The sequence below is a fragment of the Pantoea sp. RSPAM1 genome (assembly GCF_038816185.1).
Classification (GTDB): domain Bacteria; phylum Pseudomonadota; class Gammaproteobacteria; order Enterobacterales; family Enterobacteriaceae; genus Pantoea; species Pantoea ananatis.
Genome location: NZ_CP046137.1, coordinates 1,465,919 through 1,482,895 on the forward strand (window position 1 = coordinate 1,465,919; position 16,977 = coordinate 1,482,895).

The 16,977-nt window shown below is 53.3% G+C and carries 10 protein-coding genes; 3 read left to right on the forward strand and 7 right to left on the reverse strand.

The features are described from left to right. The first annotated feature begins 158 nt into the window (after positions 1-158). Positions 159-1,355 carry a nicotinamide mononucleotide deamidase-related protein YfaY gene (locus GKC68_RS07540; protein WP_047714196.1) on the forward strand — a complete coding sequence of 399 codons (1,197 nt, stop codon included), beginning with the start codon at positions 159-161 and terminating at the stop codon, positions 1,353-1,355. Between the two features lie 231 nt (positions 1,356-1,586). Here GKC68_RS07540 and yfaE read toward each other — a convergent pair whose 3' ends face one another. From yfaE to ubiG, 4 genes are all read right to left on the reverse strand, one after another. Next, a complete protein-coding gene (gene yfaE, locus GKC68_RS07545) occupies positions 1,587-1,847 on the reverse strand; it encodes a class I ribonucleotide reductase maintenance protein YfaE (RefSeq protein WP_028724962.1) in 261 nt (86 codons plus the stop codon). A 2-nt stretch (positions 1,848-1,849) separates the two neighbouring features. Continuing rightward, entirely contained in the window at positions 1,850-2,980 is a 1,131-nt protein-coding gene (gene nrdB / locus GKC68_RS07550; RefSeq protein WP_028724961.1) for a class Ia ribonucleoside-diphosphate reductase subunit beta, read from the reverse strand. Between the two features lie 78 nt (positions 2,981-3,058). Then, a complete protein-coding gene (nrdA, locus tag GKC68_RS07555) occupies positions 3,059-5,344 on the reverse strand; it encodes a class 1a ribonucleoside-diphosphate reductase subunit alpha (RefSeq protein WP_342656723.1) in 2,286 nt (761 codons plus the stop codon). Positions 5,345-5,803: 459 nt separating this feature from the next. After that, positions 5,804-6,532 (reverse strand): bifunctional 2-polyprenyl-6-hydroxyphenol methylase/3-demethylubiquinol 3-O-methyltransferase UbiG, encoded by a 729-nt coding sequence (ubiG, locus tag GKC68_RS07560; protein ID WP_015699856.1) that lies wholly within the window; start codon positions 6,530-6,532, stop codon positions 5,804-5,806. A gap of 176 nt (positions 6,533-6,708) precedes the next feature. Here ubiG and gyrA point away from each other — a divergent pair, with 176 nt between their 5' ends. Next, positions 6,709-9,351 carry a DNA topoisomerase (ATP-hydrolyzing) subunit A gene (gene gyrA / locus GKC68_RS07565; RefSeq protein WP_342656724.1) on the forward strand — a complete coding sequence of 881 codons (2,643 nt, stop codon included), beginning with the start codon at positions 6,709-6,711 and terminating at the stop codon, positions 9,349-9,351. Positions 9,352-9,568: 217 nt separating this feature from the next. After that, a complete protein-coding gene (rcsC, locus tag GKC68_RS07570; protein WP_342656725.1) occupies positions 9,569-12,418 on the forward strand; it encodes a two-component system sensor histidine kinase RcsC in 2,850 nt (949 codons plus the stop codon). A 39-nt stretch (positions 12,419-12,457) separates the two neighbouring features. Here the strand turns inward: rcsC and rcsB are convergent, their stop codons facing one another. The 3 genes from rcsB to GKC68_RS07585 are packed head-to-tail and all read right to left on the reverse strand — an operon-like array spanning position 12,458 to position 16,944. Beyond that, positions 12,458-13,108 (reverse strand): response regulator transcription factor RcsB, encoded by a 651-nt coding sequence (rcsB, locus tag GKC68_RS07575; RefSeq protein WP_014605387.1) that lies wholly within the window; start codon positions 13,106-13,108, stop codon positions 12,458-12,460. Position 13,109: 1 nt separating this feature from the next. Further along, positions 13,110-15,770, reverse strand: coding sequence for a phosphotransferase RcsD (rcsD, locus tag GKC68_RS07580; protein ID WP_058706918.1), 2,661 nt, complete (start codon positions 15,768-15,770; stop codon positions 13,110-13,112). A gap of 19 nt (positions 15,771-15,789) precedes the next feature. Next, positions 15,790-16,944: an MFS transporter gene (locus GKC68_RS07585; protein ID WP_342656726.1), complete on the reverse strand. Its 1,155-nt coding sequence runs from the start codon at positions 16,942-16,944 to the stop codon at positions 15,790-15,792. Positions 16,945-16,977 lie beyond the last annotated feature (33 nt).

Here is a 16,977-nt window from a genome sequence, read left to right on the forward strand (position 1 = left end):
TTTGCGTTTTCTGAATATCCCTTGCCTGCTTTATATCCTCTTATCTCCTCCTTATCCTCTCGCCAGACGCGGCCTTATTCGACGTTAAATCTCGCTTACGGATTGTGTTTTACGCAGGGGCTTTCTAAAGTGAACCTAATGGCACAAGGAGAAAGAACGTGATTAGAGTCGAAATGTTGTCCACGGGCGATGAAGTGTTACACGGTCAAATCGTCGATAGTAACGCGGCCTGGCTGGCTGATGTGTTATTTCAGCACGGGATGCCGATGACCAGCCGTACAACGGTAGGTGATTCCCTGTCGTCCCTGGTTGAGACCTTACAGGCCCGGAGTCTTGAAGCGGATGTGCTCATTGTTAACGGCGGCCTGGGGCCCACATCTGATGACCTTAGCGCCCAGGCCGCTGCGATGGCGAGTGGTGTTGAACTGGTGATGCAGGAAGCCTGGCTGGAAACCATGGAAGCCTGGTTCGCCAGCCGTGGACGTGTGATGGCCGACAGCAATCGCAAACAGGCTGAAATTCCTGCCAATGCTGAGATGCTCGATAATCCGGTAGGCACCGCCTGTGGATTCGCCCTGCAGCTCAACCGTTGCTGGCTGTTTTTTACCCCCGGCGTACCCTCCGAATTTAAAGTGATGGTTGAACAACAAATCATCCCTCGCCTGAAAAATAAATTTGACCTGCCAGAGCCGCCACTGTGCCTGCGGCTGACGACCTTTGGTCGGGGTGAAAGCGATATCGCTAGTGAACTTGAGCCGCTGACGCTGCCGGAAAACGTGTTGATGGGCTACCGTTCATCAATGCCCATTATCGAAATTAAGCTCACCGGGCCTGCCTCACAGCGCGTGGCGATGGAGCAGGTCTGGCAGCAGGTGCGTTTACTGCTGGCGGAATGCACGATTTTTGAGGGCATGGAGGGGCTGCCTGCGCTGTTGGCGCGTGAGCTGAATCAACGTAACCTGCGTCTCGCAATCAGCGAGCAGTACACCGCGGGGTTACTCAACTGGCAGTTGGCTTCGGCTGAGGTTCCTCTGAGCGCCACCGAAATTCTGCCGCAGCAGGACGAAAGCCTTGAGGTACAGGTGATGCGCACGCAGGCGCTGGCGGCGAGGCTGCAGACGCCGTTGGCCCTGTCGGTCGGCAACCTGAGTGAAGGCGAGATTTCCGTTGCGCTACACACGCCGGAAGCGACCTGGGGACAACGCGTGAAGTTTAATCACGGTCGCCATAATCTGGAAACCCGGCAAAAAGTGGTGGCGATGATGGCGATGAACATGTTGCGCCGTTGGCTACACGGCAGTGAAGTCAGCACGGGGCACGGCTGGATCGACGTGATCGAAACGGTGAAGCACTAAGCCTGAGCTTACCCAAGGGGCTGGCGTCGCCCAGCCTGTCTTATGACAGCGCCGACAAACCGTTAAGCGGCGCGCGCTGACGGTTTTATGCTGCGGACGTGGCGTTGTTGATCTCACCTGACTGGCGTCGGTTTTGAAATCAAGGTGATTGCCCGCATTCCCTGAGCCAGCGCCATAAAAAAACCGCCATTCGGTTGGAATGACGGTTTTTTAACTGCCTGAGATGAGTGACTAAAGTTCAAGCTCGATCTCACCCTTCGCCTTACAGCAGCAGGGCAGGATCTCGCCCTGCTCAATAAACGCCAGCGGCTTTTCCGCGTAGTCGACTTCGCCGCTCAGTAGCCGCATACGGCAGGAGCCGCAATAGCCTTCCCGGCACTGAAACTCTACGCACAGGTTATTCGCTTCCAGCATCGTCAGCAGGTTAGGGTGATCGTCTGCGCACTCTAGTCGGGTACCGGAACTGCGCAGAATAACAACAGAACGGCTCATCGTTATAGCTGGAAATCGTCGAAGTCGTTTTCGCCCACTTCGGAGTCAATCTGACCGACCAGATAGGAGCTGACTTCCACTTCCTGCGGTGCCACCTGAACGTTGTCCGACACCAGCCAGGCGTTGATCCAGGGAATCGGGTTAGAACGCGTTTCGAAGGGCAGATCGAGGCCAACCGCCTGCATACGAATATTGGTGATATATTCAATATACTGACACAGGATATCTTTGTTCAGGCCGATCATCGAACCGCCGCTGAACAGGTATTCCGCCCACTCTTTTTCCTGTAACGCCGCTTTTTTGAACAGTTCAAAACACTCTTCACGACATTCGGCAGCGATCTCTTTCATTTCAGGATCGTCTTCGCCCGTGCGCAGCAGGTTCAGCATGTGCTGAGTACCGGTCAGATGTAAGGCTTCGTCGCGGGCAATCAGCTTGATGATTTTCGCATTGCCTTCCATCAGCTCACGCTCGGCAAACGCAAACGAGCAGGCAAAGCTGACATAGAAACGGATGGCTTCCAGCGCGTTGACGCTCATCAGACAGATGTACAACTGCTTTTTCAGGGCACGCAGGTTGACGGTGACGGACTTACCGTTAACCTGATGGGTGCCTTCACCTAACAGATGCCAGTAGCTGGTCATCTCAATCAGATCATCGTAATACTGCGAGATATCCTGAGCACGAGCCAGTATCTGCTGGTTGGTCACGATATCGTCAAACACCACCGCCGGGTCGTTTACGATGTTACGAATGATGTGGGTGTAAGAGCGTGAGTGGATCGTCTCTGAAAATGCCCAGGTTTCGATCCAGGTTTCCAGTTCAGGAATGGAGATCAGCGGCAGCAGCGCCACGTTCGGGCTGCGTCCCTGAATGGAGTCCAGCAGCGTCTGATATTTCAGGTTGCTGATAAAAATGTGTTTTTCGTGATCGGGCAGGGCCTGGTAGTCGATGCGATCGCGTGAAACATCGACCTCTTCAGGACGCCAGAAGAACGAAAGCTGCTTTTCGATCAGCTTTTCAAAGATATCGTATTTCTGCTGGTCAAAACGGGCCACGTTAACGGACTGACCGAAAAACATCGGCTCTTTCAACTGGTCATTTTTATTCTGAGAAAAAGTGGAGTAAGCCATAAAAAACTGTCCAATGTAGACGAGGCTCAGCACCGGCCTCGCGGGAAAATGTGGGCGGGAATGGCTCCCGCCCGACCGTCAGATCTTACAGGCGCCGCTTTCGCAGCCATCATCCTGAATAGAAGGTGCCAGATCATCCTGCGCATCTTCCGCACCATCACGGGTGTTTTGATAATAGAGCGTCTTCACGCCAAACTTATAGGCGGTCAGCAGATCTTTCAGCAACTGTTTCATCGGCACTTTGCCATTCGGGAAGCGTGACGGATCGTAGTTGGTGTTAGACGAAATCGCCTGATCGATAAATTTCTGCATTACGCCAACCAGCTGCAGGTAACCGTCGTTGGAGGGCATATCCCACAGCAGTTCGTACTGATCTTTAAGACGCTCATACTCCGGCACCACCTGACGCAGAATACCGTCTTTGGATGCCTTAATGCTGATATGACCACGCGGCGGTTCAATACCATTGGTAGCGTTTGAAATCTGCGATGAGGTTTCAGACGGCATCAGCGCAGAAAGCGTTGAGTTACGCAGACCGTGGGTTTTAATCTGCTCACGCAGGGTTTCCCAGTCCAGGTGCAGCGGCTCATTGCAAATCGCATCCAGATCTTTCTTGTAGGTGTCGATCGGCAGTACGCCCTGCGCATAGGTGGTTTCATTAAACCACGGGCAGGCGCCTTGCTCTTTCGCCAGCTCGTTTGAGGCTTTCAGCAGGTAATACTGAATGGCTTCAAAGGTTTTGTGCGTCAGGCCGTTGGCGCTGCCGTCGGAGTAACGCACGCCGTGCTTCGCCAGGTAGTAAGCAAAGTTAATCACGCCAATACCCAGCGTGCGACGGCCCATCGCACCGCGTTGTGCGGCAGGAATCGGGTAATCCTGATAATCGAGCAGGGCATCCAGCGCACGTACCGCCAGGGTCGCCAGCTCTTCCAAATCGTCCAGGCTGTCAATGGCGCCCAGGTTGAACGCTGACAGCGTACACAGCGCAATTTCACCGTTCTCGTCGTTGACGTCATTGAGCGGTTTGGTCGGCAGCGCAATTTCAAGACACAGGTTAGACTGGCGAACCGGCGCAATGCTGGCGTCAAACGGGCTGTGTGTATTGCAGTGATCGACGTTCTGAATGTAGATACGGCCCGTTGAGGCGCGTTCCTGCATCATCAGGGAGAACAAATCGACGGCTTTCACTCGCTGCTTGCGAATGCTGCTGTCTTGTTCATATTTGGTGTAGAGACGCTCAAACTCATCCTGATCGGCAAAGAAGGCATCGTACAGGCCAGGCACGTCTGACGGGCTGAACAGCGTGATGTCTTCGCCTTTCAGCAGACGCTGGTACATCATTTTGTTGAGCTGCACGCCATAGTCCATATGACGCACGCGATTGCCTTCTACACCACGGTTGTTTTTCAGCACTAACAGGCTTTCGACTTCCAGGTGCCACATTGGGTAGAACAGCGTGGCTGCGCCGCCACGAACGCCGCCCTGCGAACAGGATTTCACCGCCGTCTGGAAATGTTTGTAGAACGGAATACACCCGGTATGGAAGGCTTCGCCACCGCGGATAGGGCTGCCCAGCGCGCGGATACGTCCGGCGTTGATACCAATGCCCGCGCGCTGAGAAACGTATTTCACAATGGCGCTGGAAGTGGCATTGATCGAATCCAGGCTGTCGCCGCACTCAATCAGCACGCAGGAGCTGAACTGACGGGTTGGCGTACGCACGCCCGACATGATGGGCGTTGGCAGCGAGATTTTAAAGGTCGAGACCGCATCGTAGAAACGCTTGATGTAATCCATACGCGTATCGCGGGGATAACCTGAGAACAGGCAGGCGGCGACCAGGATATACAGGAACTGAGCGCTTTCGTAGATCTCACCGGAGACGCGGTTCTGAACCAGGTATTTGCCTTCTAACTGCTTCACGGCCGCGTAGGAGAAATTCATATCGCGCCAGTGGTCGAGAAAGCCATCCATCTGCTCGAACTCTTCACAGCTGTAGTCTTCCAGCAGATGGCGATCGTACTTGCCCAGATCGACCATCTTAACAACCTGATCGTACAGCGCGGGCGGTTCAAACTGACCGTAAGCTTTTTTACGCAGGTGGAAGATTGCCAGTCGGGCAGCAAGGTATTGATAGTCAGGGGCATCGCGAGAAATAAGGTCTGCAGCGGCCTTGATGATCGTTTCATGGATGTCAGACGTTTTGATGCCATCATAAAACTGAATGTGGGAACGCAGCTCTACCTGTGAAACCGACACATTGTTCAGCCCTTCGGCCGCCCAGTCGAGGACACGGTGGATTTTGTCGAGATCAATGCGCTCCTGGCGGCCATCGCGTTTAGTAACGAGCAGACTTTGGTTCATGTCGCGTTTTTACCTTTGCGTGAGTATCCAATAATTAAAAGAAATCCCGATTTATACACAGCATATTCATTGTGAATAATGTTGTGGATAAACACTACATCTTGGGGTTGTTGACGATATGCATAACAATATGGAGGCTTATTCTAGTATTTTGCTGGCGCTTAACAAGAGGAAAAAATGATGTCTACGGGGGTTGTATTTTCTGAGGGTTTTCTTAAGCCGCGTCTCGTAAGGCCGCAGGTCGTGTCAACCATTCAGAGAAAATATTGCAATTTATGATCGACCGCTGATTTTTCAAACATTGCGCTAACTTTTCCAACACTTCAGAGCGGGAGAGCAAAACGTGCAGATACTGTCTCAGTCAACGCCCTGGATCCGCCCCTGCAAAACGCTAACGTGCGCAGATGACAACAGGATGACAGCAGCGTGGGCAGGGCAGAGCCGCACGCTGCAGGATTATCAGGCGTCGCCGTGATGAGTATGTATCATGTAGTTCACATCCACACCGTTGCCCAGACGAAACTTATCGGTGATGGGGTTGTAGTGCAGGCCAATCATATTGCGCTCACGTAGCGGCGTTTCATCGACCCAGCCCAGCAGTTCGGAAGGGCGAATAAACTTCTTCACATCGTGGGTGCCCCGCGGCACCATGCGCAGCACATATTCAGCACCAAAAATGGCCATCAGCCAGGCTTTAGGATTGCGGTTGATAGTCGAGAAGAACACTTCACCGCCGGGTTTCACCAACTGCGCGCAGGCGTGCACCACTGAACGCGGATCGGGCACATGTTCCAGCATCTCCATGCAGGTCACCACGTCGTATTCGCCCGCGTGTTGGCTGGCGTGCTCTTCAACCGTTTGCTGGACATAGCTGAGCGTGACGCCGCTCTCCAGGGCATGCAGACGCGCCACTTCCAGCGGTTCGGCACCCATATCCAGCCCGGTGACCACCGCGCCTTCCCGCGCCATGCTTTCGGCCAGGATGCCGCCGCCACAGCCAACATCCAGGACTTTCTTGCCGAACAGCCCATTGCTGTGTTGTGCAATATAGCCCAGCCGCAGGGGGTTAATACGGTGCAGCGGTTTAAATTCGCCCTCCAGATCCCACCAGCGCGAGGCAACGGCCTCAAACTTGGCAATTTCCTGTGCATCGACATTGTGCTGATGATTCTGTGGTTGTGCATTCATTGAATCGTGACTCCTGACAAAACGTGACATCAGTATAAACGCTTAACTGACTCTGACGCACCTTATCAACTTGAGGAAAAGCACCTTAATAAAGTGGTTAACGTTCACCAGCGAATTGCGGTGTGATATACTTTCGCACCTTTAAAATCCGGGATTAGTAGAGGGATAGCGGCTCCATGAGCGACCTTGCGAGAGAAATTACACCGGTTAATATCGAAGAAGAGTTAAAAAATTCTTACCTCGATTACGCCATGTCGGTCATCGTTGGCCGAGCTTTACCCGATGTGCGTGATGGCCTGAAGCCAGTACATCGCCGCGTACTATACGCGATGAGCGAACTGGGTAATGACTGGAACAAACCCTATAAAAAATCTGCCCGCGTCGTCGGTGACGTTATCGGTAAATATCACCCCCATGGTGATTCTGCCGTTTACAACACCATTGTACGTATGGCCCAGCCTTTCTCCCTGCGTTACATGCTGGTGGACGGTCAAGGCAACTTCGGATCCATCGACGGCGACTCCGCTGCGGCGATGCGTTATACCGAAGTGCGCATGTCCAAAATCGCCCACGACCTGTTAGCTGACCTGGAAAAAGAGACCGTTGATTTCGTTCCGAACTACGACGGCACCGAGCAGATCCCTGAAGTTCTGCCCACCAAAATTCCTAACCTGCTGGTCAACGGTTCGTCCGGTATCGCAGTCGGCATGGCAACCAACATTCCACCGCACAACCTGCGTGAAGTGATCAATGGCTGTCTCGCCTATATCGAAGATGAAAACATCAGCGTCGAAGGGCTGATGGAGCATATTCCGGGGCCTGACTTCCCGACAGCGGCCATCATTAACGGTCGCCGCGGCATTGAAGAAGCCTATCGCACCGGTCGCGGTAAAGTGTATATCCGTGCCCGTGGTGAAGTGGAAGTGGACGCCAAAACCGGGCGTGAAACCATCATCATTCACGAACTGCCGTATCAGGTGAACAAAGCGCGCCTGATTGAGAAAATCGCCGAGCTGGTGAAAGAAAAACGCGTTGAAGGCATCAGTGCGCTGCGTGATGAGTCTGACAAAGACGGCATGCGTATTGTCATTGAAATCAAGCGCGATGCGGTTGGTGAGGTGGTGCTCAATAACCTCTATTCCCTGACTCAGTTGCAAACCTCTTTCGGCATCAACATGGTGGCGCTGCATCAGGGCCAGCCGAAGATTATGGCACTGAAGGAGATTCTGGAAGCCTTCGTTCGCCATCGTCGTGAAGTGGTCACGCGCCGTACTATATTTGAACTGCGCAAGGCGCGCGATCGTGCGCACATCCTTGAAGGCCTGGCGATTGCGCTGGCTAACATCGATCCGATCATTGAGCTGATCCGCCGTGCGCCCACGCCTGCCGAAGCGAAAGCGGGCCTGATCTCACAATCCTGGGATCTGGGCAACGTGTCAGCCATGCTGGAGCGTGCCGGTGATGATGCTGCCCGCCCGGAGTGGCTGGAAGCGCAGTTCGGTATTCGTGAGGGTAAATATTACCTGACTGAACAGCAGGCTCAGGCCATTCTGGACTTACGCTTACAGAAACTGACCGGGCTTGAGCATGAAAAGCTGCTGGATGAATACAAACAGCTGCTGGATCAAATTGCGGAGTTGCTCCACATTTTGGGAAGTTCTGAGCGCCTGATGGAAGTCATTCGTGAAGAGCTGGAACTGATGCGCGATCAGTTCGGCGATGAGCGCCGCACGGAAATCACTGCGAACAGCGCAGACATCAACATCGAGGACCTGATCAATCAGGAAGATGTGGTCGTCACGCTGTCGCATCAGGGCTATGTAAAATATCAGCCGCTGAGTGATTACGAAGCGCAGCGTCGCGGTGGCAAAGGCAAGTCTGCCGCCCGCATTAAAGAAGAAGATTTTATCGATCGTCTGTTGGTGGCAAACACCCACGATACGATTCTGTGCTTCTCCAGCCGTGGCCGACTCTACTGGATGAAGGTTTACCAGCTGCCGGAAGCCAGCCGTGGGGCACGTGGACGTCCAATCGTCAACCTGTTGCCGCTTGAAGCGAATGAACGTATCACAGCGATTCTGCCTGTGCGCGAATATACCGAAGGCTTCAATATCTTTATGGCAACCGCGAGCGGCACGGTGAAGAAAACCGGTCTGCAGGAGTTCAGCCGTCCACGCAGCGCCGGCATCATCGCCATTAACCTGCGCGATGATGACGAGCTGATTGGCGTAGCGCTGACCAACGGTAACGACGAGGCGATGCTGTTCTCGGCCGCCGGTAAAGTGGTTCGCTTCGCTGAATCTGCCGTGCGTGCCATGGGCCGTACGGCCTCGGGCGTACGCGGTATCAAGCTGGCGCAAAACGATCGTGTGGTTTCCCTGATTGTGCCGCGTGAAGAGGGCGCCATTCTCACCGTGACGCAGAACGGCTACGGTAAGCGTACCGCGAACAGTGAGTATCCAACCAAGTCCCGTGCGACGCAGGGCGTAATCTCCATCAAAGTGACCGAGCGCAATGGCCCGGTGATTGGTGCAGTGCAGGTGGTCGACAGCGATCAGATCATGATGATCACCGATGCCGGCACCCTGGTGAGAACCCGTGTGTCTGAAGTCAGCATCGTGGGCCGTAACACCCAGGGTGTGATTCTGATTCGTACGGCAGAGGACGAGAACGTGGTCGGACTGCAACGCGTGGCTGAGCCGGTGGAAGAAGAGGAGCTCGACTCCATCGACGGCAGCGTGGCGGAAGGGGATGACGATATCGTACCTGAAGTCGACAGTGACGACGATTACGTACCCGCAGCGGACGACGATGAGTAATTAGCGCGTCGTACGTTAAGTGCAACGGCAGGTCAGGGATCACCCGACCTGCCGTTTTTTTTGCGGCGGGTTTGGCAAAGGATGATTTCCTCAGTGGCAAAAAGTCCCAAACTGCGCCGGGTGCCCGTCACCGACTGGCTTTTTTGCTGCGATAAAGCTAGTGTATGAGCATTAAAAATCCCACGATGCGACTAACCTTGCCACCTGCGAGTTACCTTTGAAATATCTAGTCTCTTTCCGCACGACGCTTCGCATTTCGCGCTATCTGTTTCGCGCGCTGGCGCTGCTAATCTGGCTACTGGGCGCGGTGCTGACCACCTTCTACATCATTAGCGTACTCCACGATAAAGAGAACAAGGTACGGCAGGAATTTGCTGGCAACTACGGCACAATTGACTGGTACGTTCGCCATTCAGCGGCCAAGATGCGCGAGCTTAAGTTCATCGCTGAAAACCACCTCACCAGCGCCAGCGGCGGGGGAGAGGCCTCGAATCGGTCAGCGGCAGGAAAGACGATTCAACCGCAGTTTACCCCCCTTTTTTCCAGTAATGACTGCACCGCCATGAGCGCGACCTGGCGCAACTCACTGGAGTCACTCAGCAACTATATTAATTACTGGAGAAGTCATTTCGCCTCATCTTATGAGCTCAACCGGGTGTTCCTCATCGGTGGCGATAACAAGTGTCTGGCGGATTTTGCTATTGGTAACAACGTTAACCGCGATAACAGCCTCAAGCTACTGCAGGAAAACCTTCAGCGCTTCCGCAACAGTTCGGAAGAGGAGCGTCGCAACCCGGTCTACTGGGTAAACAGTAGCGCCCAGCCAGGCGTAGGGAACTTGTCTGTTATCATGCCGATCTACGTGGCAGATAAACTTCAGGCCCTGCTGGGCGTCGAGCAAAATATCCAGCTTGATGCGTTTATTCAGCCCGGTAGCCTGCCCGTCACGGCGACGATTACGGATGAAAATTACGCGCCGCTCCTGACCTCGCGCCGGGGCGGTTTGGGCTTTTCATTAAATGAATTGCCGGATGATAAAACCTGGTTTGGCTACCTTGACGGTTACCGTCAACTGGTGCTGAAAAAACCGTTGCCACCGTCGAATCTTAACGTGGTGTGGTCGGTCTCTACCGATGTGCTGGTCGATCAGCTCAAACTAATGATGATCAATGCCCTGTTGCTGAATATCCTGAGCGCCATCCTGCTGTTCACGCTTGCCTGGCTGTTTGAGAGACGTATGTTTTTGCCGGCGGAAGAAAACGCACACCGGCTGGAAGAGCACGAGCAGTTCAACCGGAAAATTGTCGCTTCAGCGCCGGTAGGGATCTGCATTTTACGCACCAGCGATGGTACCAATATTCTCAGTAACGAGTTGGCACACAACTATCTGACGCTGCTGACGCAGGAAGACCGTAAGCGATTAAATGAGATCATCGGCGGCCAGCAGGTTAACTTTGTTGATGTCCTGACGGGCAGTAATACTAACCTGCAAATCAGCTTTGTGCATTCCCGCTACCGCAATGAAAACGTGGCAATCTGTGTGCTGGTAGATGTATCTGCCCGCGTGCGCATGGAGCAATCCTTACAGGAAATGGCCCACGCGGCAGAGCAGGCCAGCCAGTCGAAATCCATGTTCCTGGCAACGGTCAGTCACGAACTTCGTACGCCGTTGTATGGCATCATTGGTAACCTGGATCTGCTGCAGACGCGGCAGCTGCCGAGCGGCATAGACTCGCTGGTGACCGCGATGAATAACTCTTCCAGCCTGCTGCTGAAGATCATCAGCGATATTCTCGACTTCTCCAAAATTGAATCGGAACAGTTGAAAATAGAGCCGCGGCCTTTCTCGCCGCGCGAAGTGATCACCCATATTGTCGGAAATTATCTCTCGCTGGTGGTGAAGAAGCGCCTGACGCTTTACTGCTATATCGAGCACGATGTTCCGCAGGCACTTGATGGTGATCCTCTGCGACTGCAGCAGGTGATTTCTAACCTGCTGAATAACGCCATTAAATTCACCCATACGGGCTGTATTATTCTGCATGCCTATGTCACACAAGGCTATCTGGCATTCCGTACGCGCGATACCGGTGTGGGTATTCCGGCTAAAGAGTTGACCCGACTGTTTGATCCTTTTTTCCAGGTGGGCAACGGCGTACAGCGTAATTTCCAGGGTACCGGATTGGGGCTGGCGATCTGTGAAAAACTGATCAACATGATGGACGGTGACATTGAGGTTGAGTCTGAGCCGGGGATGGGAAGCCAGTTTATTGTCCGAATTCCGATCTACAACGGTAAACAGCCTTCTATTCCTCTGCTGGACGGCTTACAGGATAAGAAAATCTGGCTGGCGATGCGCAATGAATATCTGGGGCAGTACCTTGAACGGCTGCTGAAGCAGCATGGTATCCAGGTTGCTGAATATCAGGCCCAGCCGGGCAGTGATGATGTGGTGCTGGCAGATTACGTGCCCGACATCCACGTGCCGGTGCGGGCGGTTATCACGTTTGACGGTACGCACGTGGACATGCCTCGTGAGCCTCAGACGGGACGCTGGATCCACAGCACGGCAACTTTGCATGAGTTACCCACGCTGCTGGCGCGCATTTACCGGATTACGGTCGACGCGGAGGTGAACGATGGCCTGGCGCTCGACGGTCCGGTTGAAGAGAAAATTCATAATGACGACATTATGGTACTGATCGTTGACGATCATCCTATCAACCGTATGCTGCTGTCAGAACAGCTTGGCACCCTGGGTTATCAGGTTAAAACCGCTCAGGACGGCGTCGATGCGTTAAACGTTCTCAGTCGTAATAACATCGATATCGTGCTTACCGACGTCAACATGCCGAATATGGATGGCTATCGCCTGACGCAGCGGCTGCGCCAGCTGGGGCACGTGTTCCCGGTGGTCGGCGTCACCGCCAACGCGCTGGCAGAAGAAAAACAGCGCTGCATGGATGCAGGGATGGACAACTGTTTATCGAAGCCGGTGACCTTAGACGTGTTGAAAAACACGCTGGGCATTTATGCAGAGCGGGTACGGAAAACGCGGGTAGGGTAGCAGGGAAAAGAGGCGGTGCGAAACGCACCGCCTGGAGACTTAATCTTTATCGATTTGTGTCGCACTGACGGACGACAGATAGTTGAGCAGGGCGATATCGTTATCAACGCCCAACTTCATCATGGCCGATTTTTTCTGGCTACTGATGGTCTTAATACTGCGGTTCAGCTTCTTGGCAATTTCGGTCACCAGGAAACCTTCAGCAAAGAGGCGTAATACTTCGCTCTCTTTCGGTGACAGACGTTTATCGCCATAGCCGCCTGCGCTGATTTTCTCCAGCAGTTTGGCGACGCTTTCCGGCGTATATTTCTTGCCTTTCTGCAGTGCCGCCAGCGCTTTTGGCAAATCGGTTGGCGCTCCCTGTTTCAGGACAATGCCTTCAATATCCAGATCCAGCACCGAGCTCAGAATGGCTGGGTTATTGTTCATTGTCAGAACAATGATGGACAGATCGGGATAGTGACGTTTGATATATTTAATCAGCGTAATGCCGTCGCCGTATTTTTCCCCTGGCATAGAGAGGTCGGTGATCAGGACGTTCGCATCAAGTTTGGACAGGTTGTTGATCAGCGCCGTTGAATCTTCAAATTCACCTACAACGTTAACCCACTCAATTTGTTCCAGAGACTTTCGGATACCGAAAAGAACAATTGGGTGATCATCGGCAATAATTACATTCAAGTTATTCATCTTATTGGTTACCTTGCTGCAGCAGTTGATTGACATAAGCGTCAATATTACTGGTGGTATTTTTAATGTTTGAATCGTCACATACTTTGATGTGGTGTTCTAACGCTTCACAAAGCTGTTTGCCCGGTGTCAAATTGAGCATAGCAAACACGCCCTTAAGGCGATGAGCTGTCTGAGCAAGCGAGGCATAATCTGATATCGCTGACTCAGTATACAATCTCTTTACATCATCCGGTACTGTCTCCGTGAACAGCTGGAAATAGCCTCCACTTAACAGTGCCGTGCCGGCGTCATCTTCAGTGTCATCCTCCATCACATCGTGGGACAATTGCTTCTCAATCAGTGCCAGCAAGGCATCAAGTAATGCATTGCTGAGATTAAAATTGACGCGGTACTGTTGGTCGTTTAAAGCATAATGGCCGGGTTCATCCTCCGCCAGCAATAAAGCCCAGCCGCTGAGTTTGCTGGGATCGTCAGTAATCTGTACATCGTGATCCTGGCCTGAGATACGTTCATCCGGCGTCAGGCAGCGTGCGCCCCAGTTCTCCAGATGGCGACAGACGATCTTGTGCACGTCTTCAACGGCAATCTCAACCAGGGCGGTAATCCCTTCCAGAATTTTCTCTTCATCCTCTTCGTGCTTCTCTTCAAGCGTGAGCGGAAGCTGAATGTTATATCGGGTGCCAATGTCCGCCTTGGCAACGATTTCCAGGCTGCCGCCCATTTGCTTGCACAGCTGTTTGCACAGGAAAAAAGCCATGCCCGAAGCCTGACCATAACGATCCTGGCTGGTATCGCCCAGGAACGGAAAATCGACATTGGCCAGTTCATCGACCGTGAGCCCAGCGCCCGTGTCCACCAGCTCGATATAGAGTCGGTCAGGATGCTGTTCGGCGGTTTTTACCTCAAGGGTAATCTTGCCCCAGCGCGTGGTGATCAGGGCGTAGTGCATTAGCGTCGTCAGCACTTTGCGCAGCGCACGGCGATCGCCAAAGCGTACTTCATCGTTTGGCTGATGATTATTCACCACCAGCGATAACCCTTTACGACGCAGCAGTGGCAGGCTTTCCAGCGCGATTTCGTCCAGCAGTTCCTGCAGATTAAACACACTGGCGTCAGGCGACCAGTCGTGCGCTTCAAGGCGATTCAGCAGCACGATATCGTCGACCAGACGTGCCAGTGACTGGCTCTCATCCAGAATATCCAGCACGCTTTCGTCATTGTCTCGCTGGCTGAGGTGCACCAGCTGCGAGACAATTTTTTCCAGCGGCTGATTTAACGCGTGACCAAGATGATGCAGCAGTTGCTGACGCATCTGGTGGTTGCGATCTAACACCTGTTGCGCTTTTTGCAGTTTCTTGTTCACCAGCAGCTCGCGATCCTGATCGCGCATCATGAACAATTGGGTATGCGGAGACAGCACGCTTCGTGCGTGACGAATCTCATACACTTCATTGTTGATGGTGGCTTGCAGTACGCCCTGATGCTGGTCGGACATATTGATGATTTTCTGCAGATTCAGGTGAGGCAAAAGATGCTCAGCGATTTTATTGCTCAACAGCGTGCGGTTATTGGCAAAATCATAGACCAACAGGCCAACGGGCAAACTGGCCACAATCTCCTGATTGAGCACCCGGAGCGAATCCAGCTCGGCGCTTTGATTCTCACTGGGTCGCAGAGACTGCTGACGTAGCAACAACATGCCGCTAAGCGAGAGTAAAAACAGCACCAGGTTAATCAGCAGCGGCCACATCAAATTATGCGCGCTGTCGAGCAACAGGCGTAAGAGCGGCACACGGTAAACCAGCTGTAGCGATGTGCTGGGGAGTGCGGCGGCGATTTCAATATCGTGATTGACCAGGGCTACCTGTGTGGTTTCAACATCGTCCTGATTGCTGCTGGCGTTGTTATTCAGCGTGGCATCCTGACGCAGCTGGAAATTCTCCACCGGCATATTCAGGGGAATTAAGTCGTTGATGGGCAGATCAAATGCCACCACGGTCGCCAGATGACCGGGCTGATTAAACGTGGTGCGCAACGTAAAATAATGGTCGTTCTGAAAGGCAAGATGGCGAAGGGGAGAAAAACTTTCACGCTCATCCAGCGCATTGGCTTGCTGCAGCATTTCAGCACGCCGCGCCTCAACCAGAGAACTGATGGCATTCTCTTTGTAACGCGTTGTCATGTCTTTCAACGGCAGGGTGGAGATCATGATCAGGCTGTTGTCCTGACCATTTAAAAAGTACATGGACCAGGTCGGCGTTTCTGCACCCCATAAGGTGTCCAGATAGCTGGACATTCGCATCGACATATCCAGCGTGCTGCTGTCATGAGACCCGAAAATCAGCGCTTCGGTTTTGCGGCGCGTTTTTTCCAGATAGTAGACATCCGGGCGCAGGCGCGTCTCTTGCAGATTACTGGCAGGAGGTGTACCGGCGGCACTGGTCGACAGGTTTTCATAAATCTGCCAGGTAACGAAACGGTAGGCATCAATACGTTTCTGAATATCTCGCGCCATATCCGCCATGGCGTAACGTTTGTCGGTCAACCAGGCATTGACGGAGTTTTGCACCATAAAGCCCAGCGCCAGTAACAGCACCAGATTGAATACGATAAAAAAGCGAGTGACATTGCCGGATGTCAGCGGAAACTTGTACAACATAGCGTCTCAGATACCTGAATTATCGCGCAACGTTGCGCGCACTGACAGCCACAGCCAACAATAACAGTGCTATGAGTAAAAACGCACCGCTAAGGCTAATCCATTGAGAAATGAACCCGATCAACGCCGGACCAGAAAGAATACCTGCATATCCCAACGTTGTCATGGCAGAAATCGCCAGATTAGCCGGCATATCATGCTGGTTACCTGCCGCATTGAACAACATCGGCACGGTATTCGATAATCCAAAGCCGACCAGTAAGAACGCCAGCAATGAAGCTTCGGGCCATGGGAGGAGCACCGCTAATGCCATTCCTGATGCCGCCGCCAGCGCGCCCACTAACATGACCGGATAACGGCCGAAGCGATGAATAATTTTATCCCCGGTAAAGCGCCCAACCGTCATGGCAACGGAAAACAGCGCGTAACCGAGCCCGGCATGCGCGGTGGTCATAACAGGGTTTTGCAACAGCAGGAGTGCGCCCCAGTCGAGCACGGCGCCCTCTGCTAAAAACAGAATAAAACACAGCATACCCAGAAAAGCGACGCGTCCGCGTGGCATGACCAGCCACGGCTGATCGGGTTGGTGCAAACGCTGATTCATAAAGGTGGGCACTCGCCACAGCAACAGCACCATCATCACGGCCATCACAATCAGCACGGAAAACAGAGGCGTCAAAGCCAGGCTCAACAGCAGGCTGACCGCCCCGGCGCCCAGAATACCGCCCAGGCTAAAGAAAGCATGAAAGCCTGACATCATCGGCTTGCCGGCCGCTTTTTCCACTTCAACGGCCTGATAATTCATGGCGACGTCCAGCATGCCCAGTCCGGCACCAAACAGCATCAACGCGGCGGCCATGAAAAGATGCGTTTGCACCGTGGCGAGCACCGGCATCATGCATAACACCAGTAGCGTTGAAAATATCATCACTGTCCGGCAGCCAAAGCGCGCCACTAACGTGCCGGTTACCGGCATCGCGAGTAATGAACCGATACCCAGACACAGCAACAGGGCCCCCAGGGAAGCACCATCTAAATGCAAGCGATCGCGTGCATAGGGCACCAGTGGCGCCCAGGCTGACATTCCCAGTCCATTGACCAAAAAAATGGTGCGTGTGCCCCCGCTCAGGCGACGGTGAGAGGGTGTTGATTTTGCGGCGTCCAATGCTGTCATGGCCCTAATTCATCAGTAGCAAAGCAGAAAAGT

Excerpts from the sequence above, each read along its gene's own strand:
- yfaE (WP_028724962.1), bottom strand. The coding sequence starts at position 1,847 with ATGAGCCGTTCTGTTGTTATTCTGCGCAGTTCCGGTACCCGACTAGAG.
- ubiG (WP_015699856.1), bottom strand. The coding sequence starts at position 6,532 with ATGAATGCACAACCACAGAATCATCAGCACAATGTCGATGCACAGGAA.
- GKC68_RS07585 (WP_342656726.1), bottom strand. The coding sequence starts at position 16,944 with ATGACAGCATTGGACGCCGCAAAATCAACACCCTCTCACCGTCGCCTG.
- nrdA (WP_342656723.1), bottom strand. The coding sequence starts at position 5,344 with ATGAACCAAAGTCTGCTCGTTACTAAACGCGATGGCCGCCAGGAGCGC.
- rcsD (WP_058706918.1), bottom strand. The coding sequence starts at position 15,770 with ATGTTGTACAAGTTTCCGCTGACATCCGGCAATGTCACTCGCTTTTTT.
- nrdB (WP_028724961.1), bottom strand. The coding sequence starts at position 2,980 with ATGGCTTACTCCACTTTTTCTCAGAATAAAAATGACCAGTTGAAAGAG.
- gyrA (WP_342656724.1), top strand. The coding sequence starts at position 6,709 with ATGAGCGACCTTGCGAGAGAAATTACACCGGTTAATATCGAAGAAGAG.
- rcsB (WP_014605387.1), bottom strand. The coding sequence starts at position 13,108 with ATGAATAACTTGAATGTAATTATTGCCGATGATCACCCAATTGTTCTT.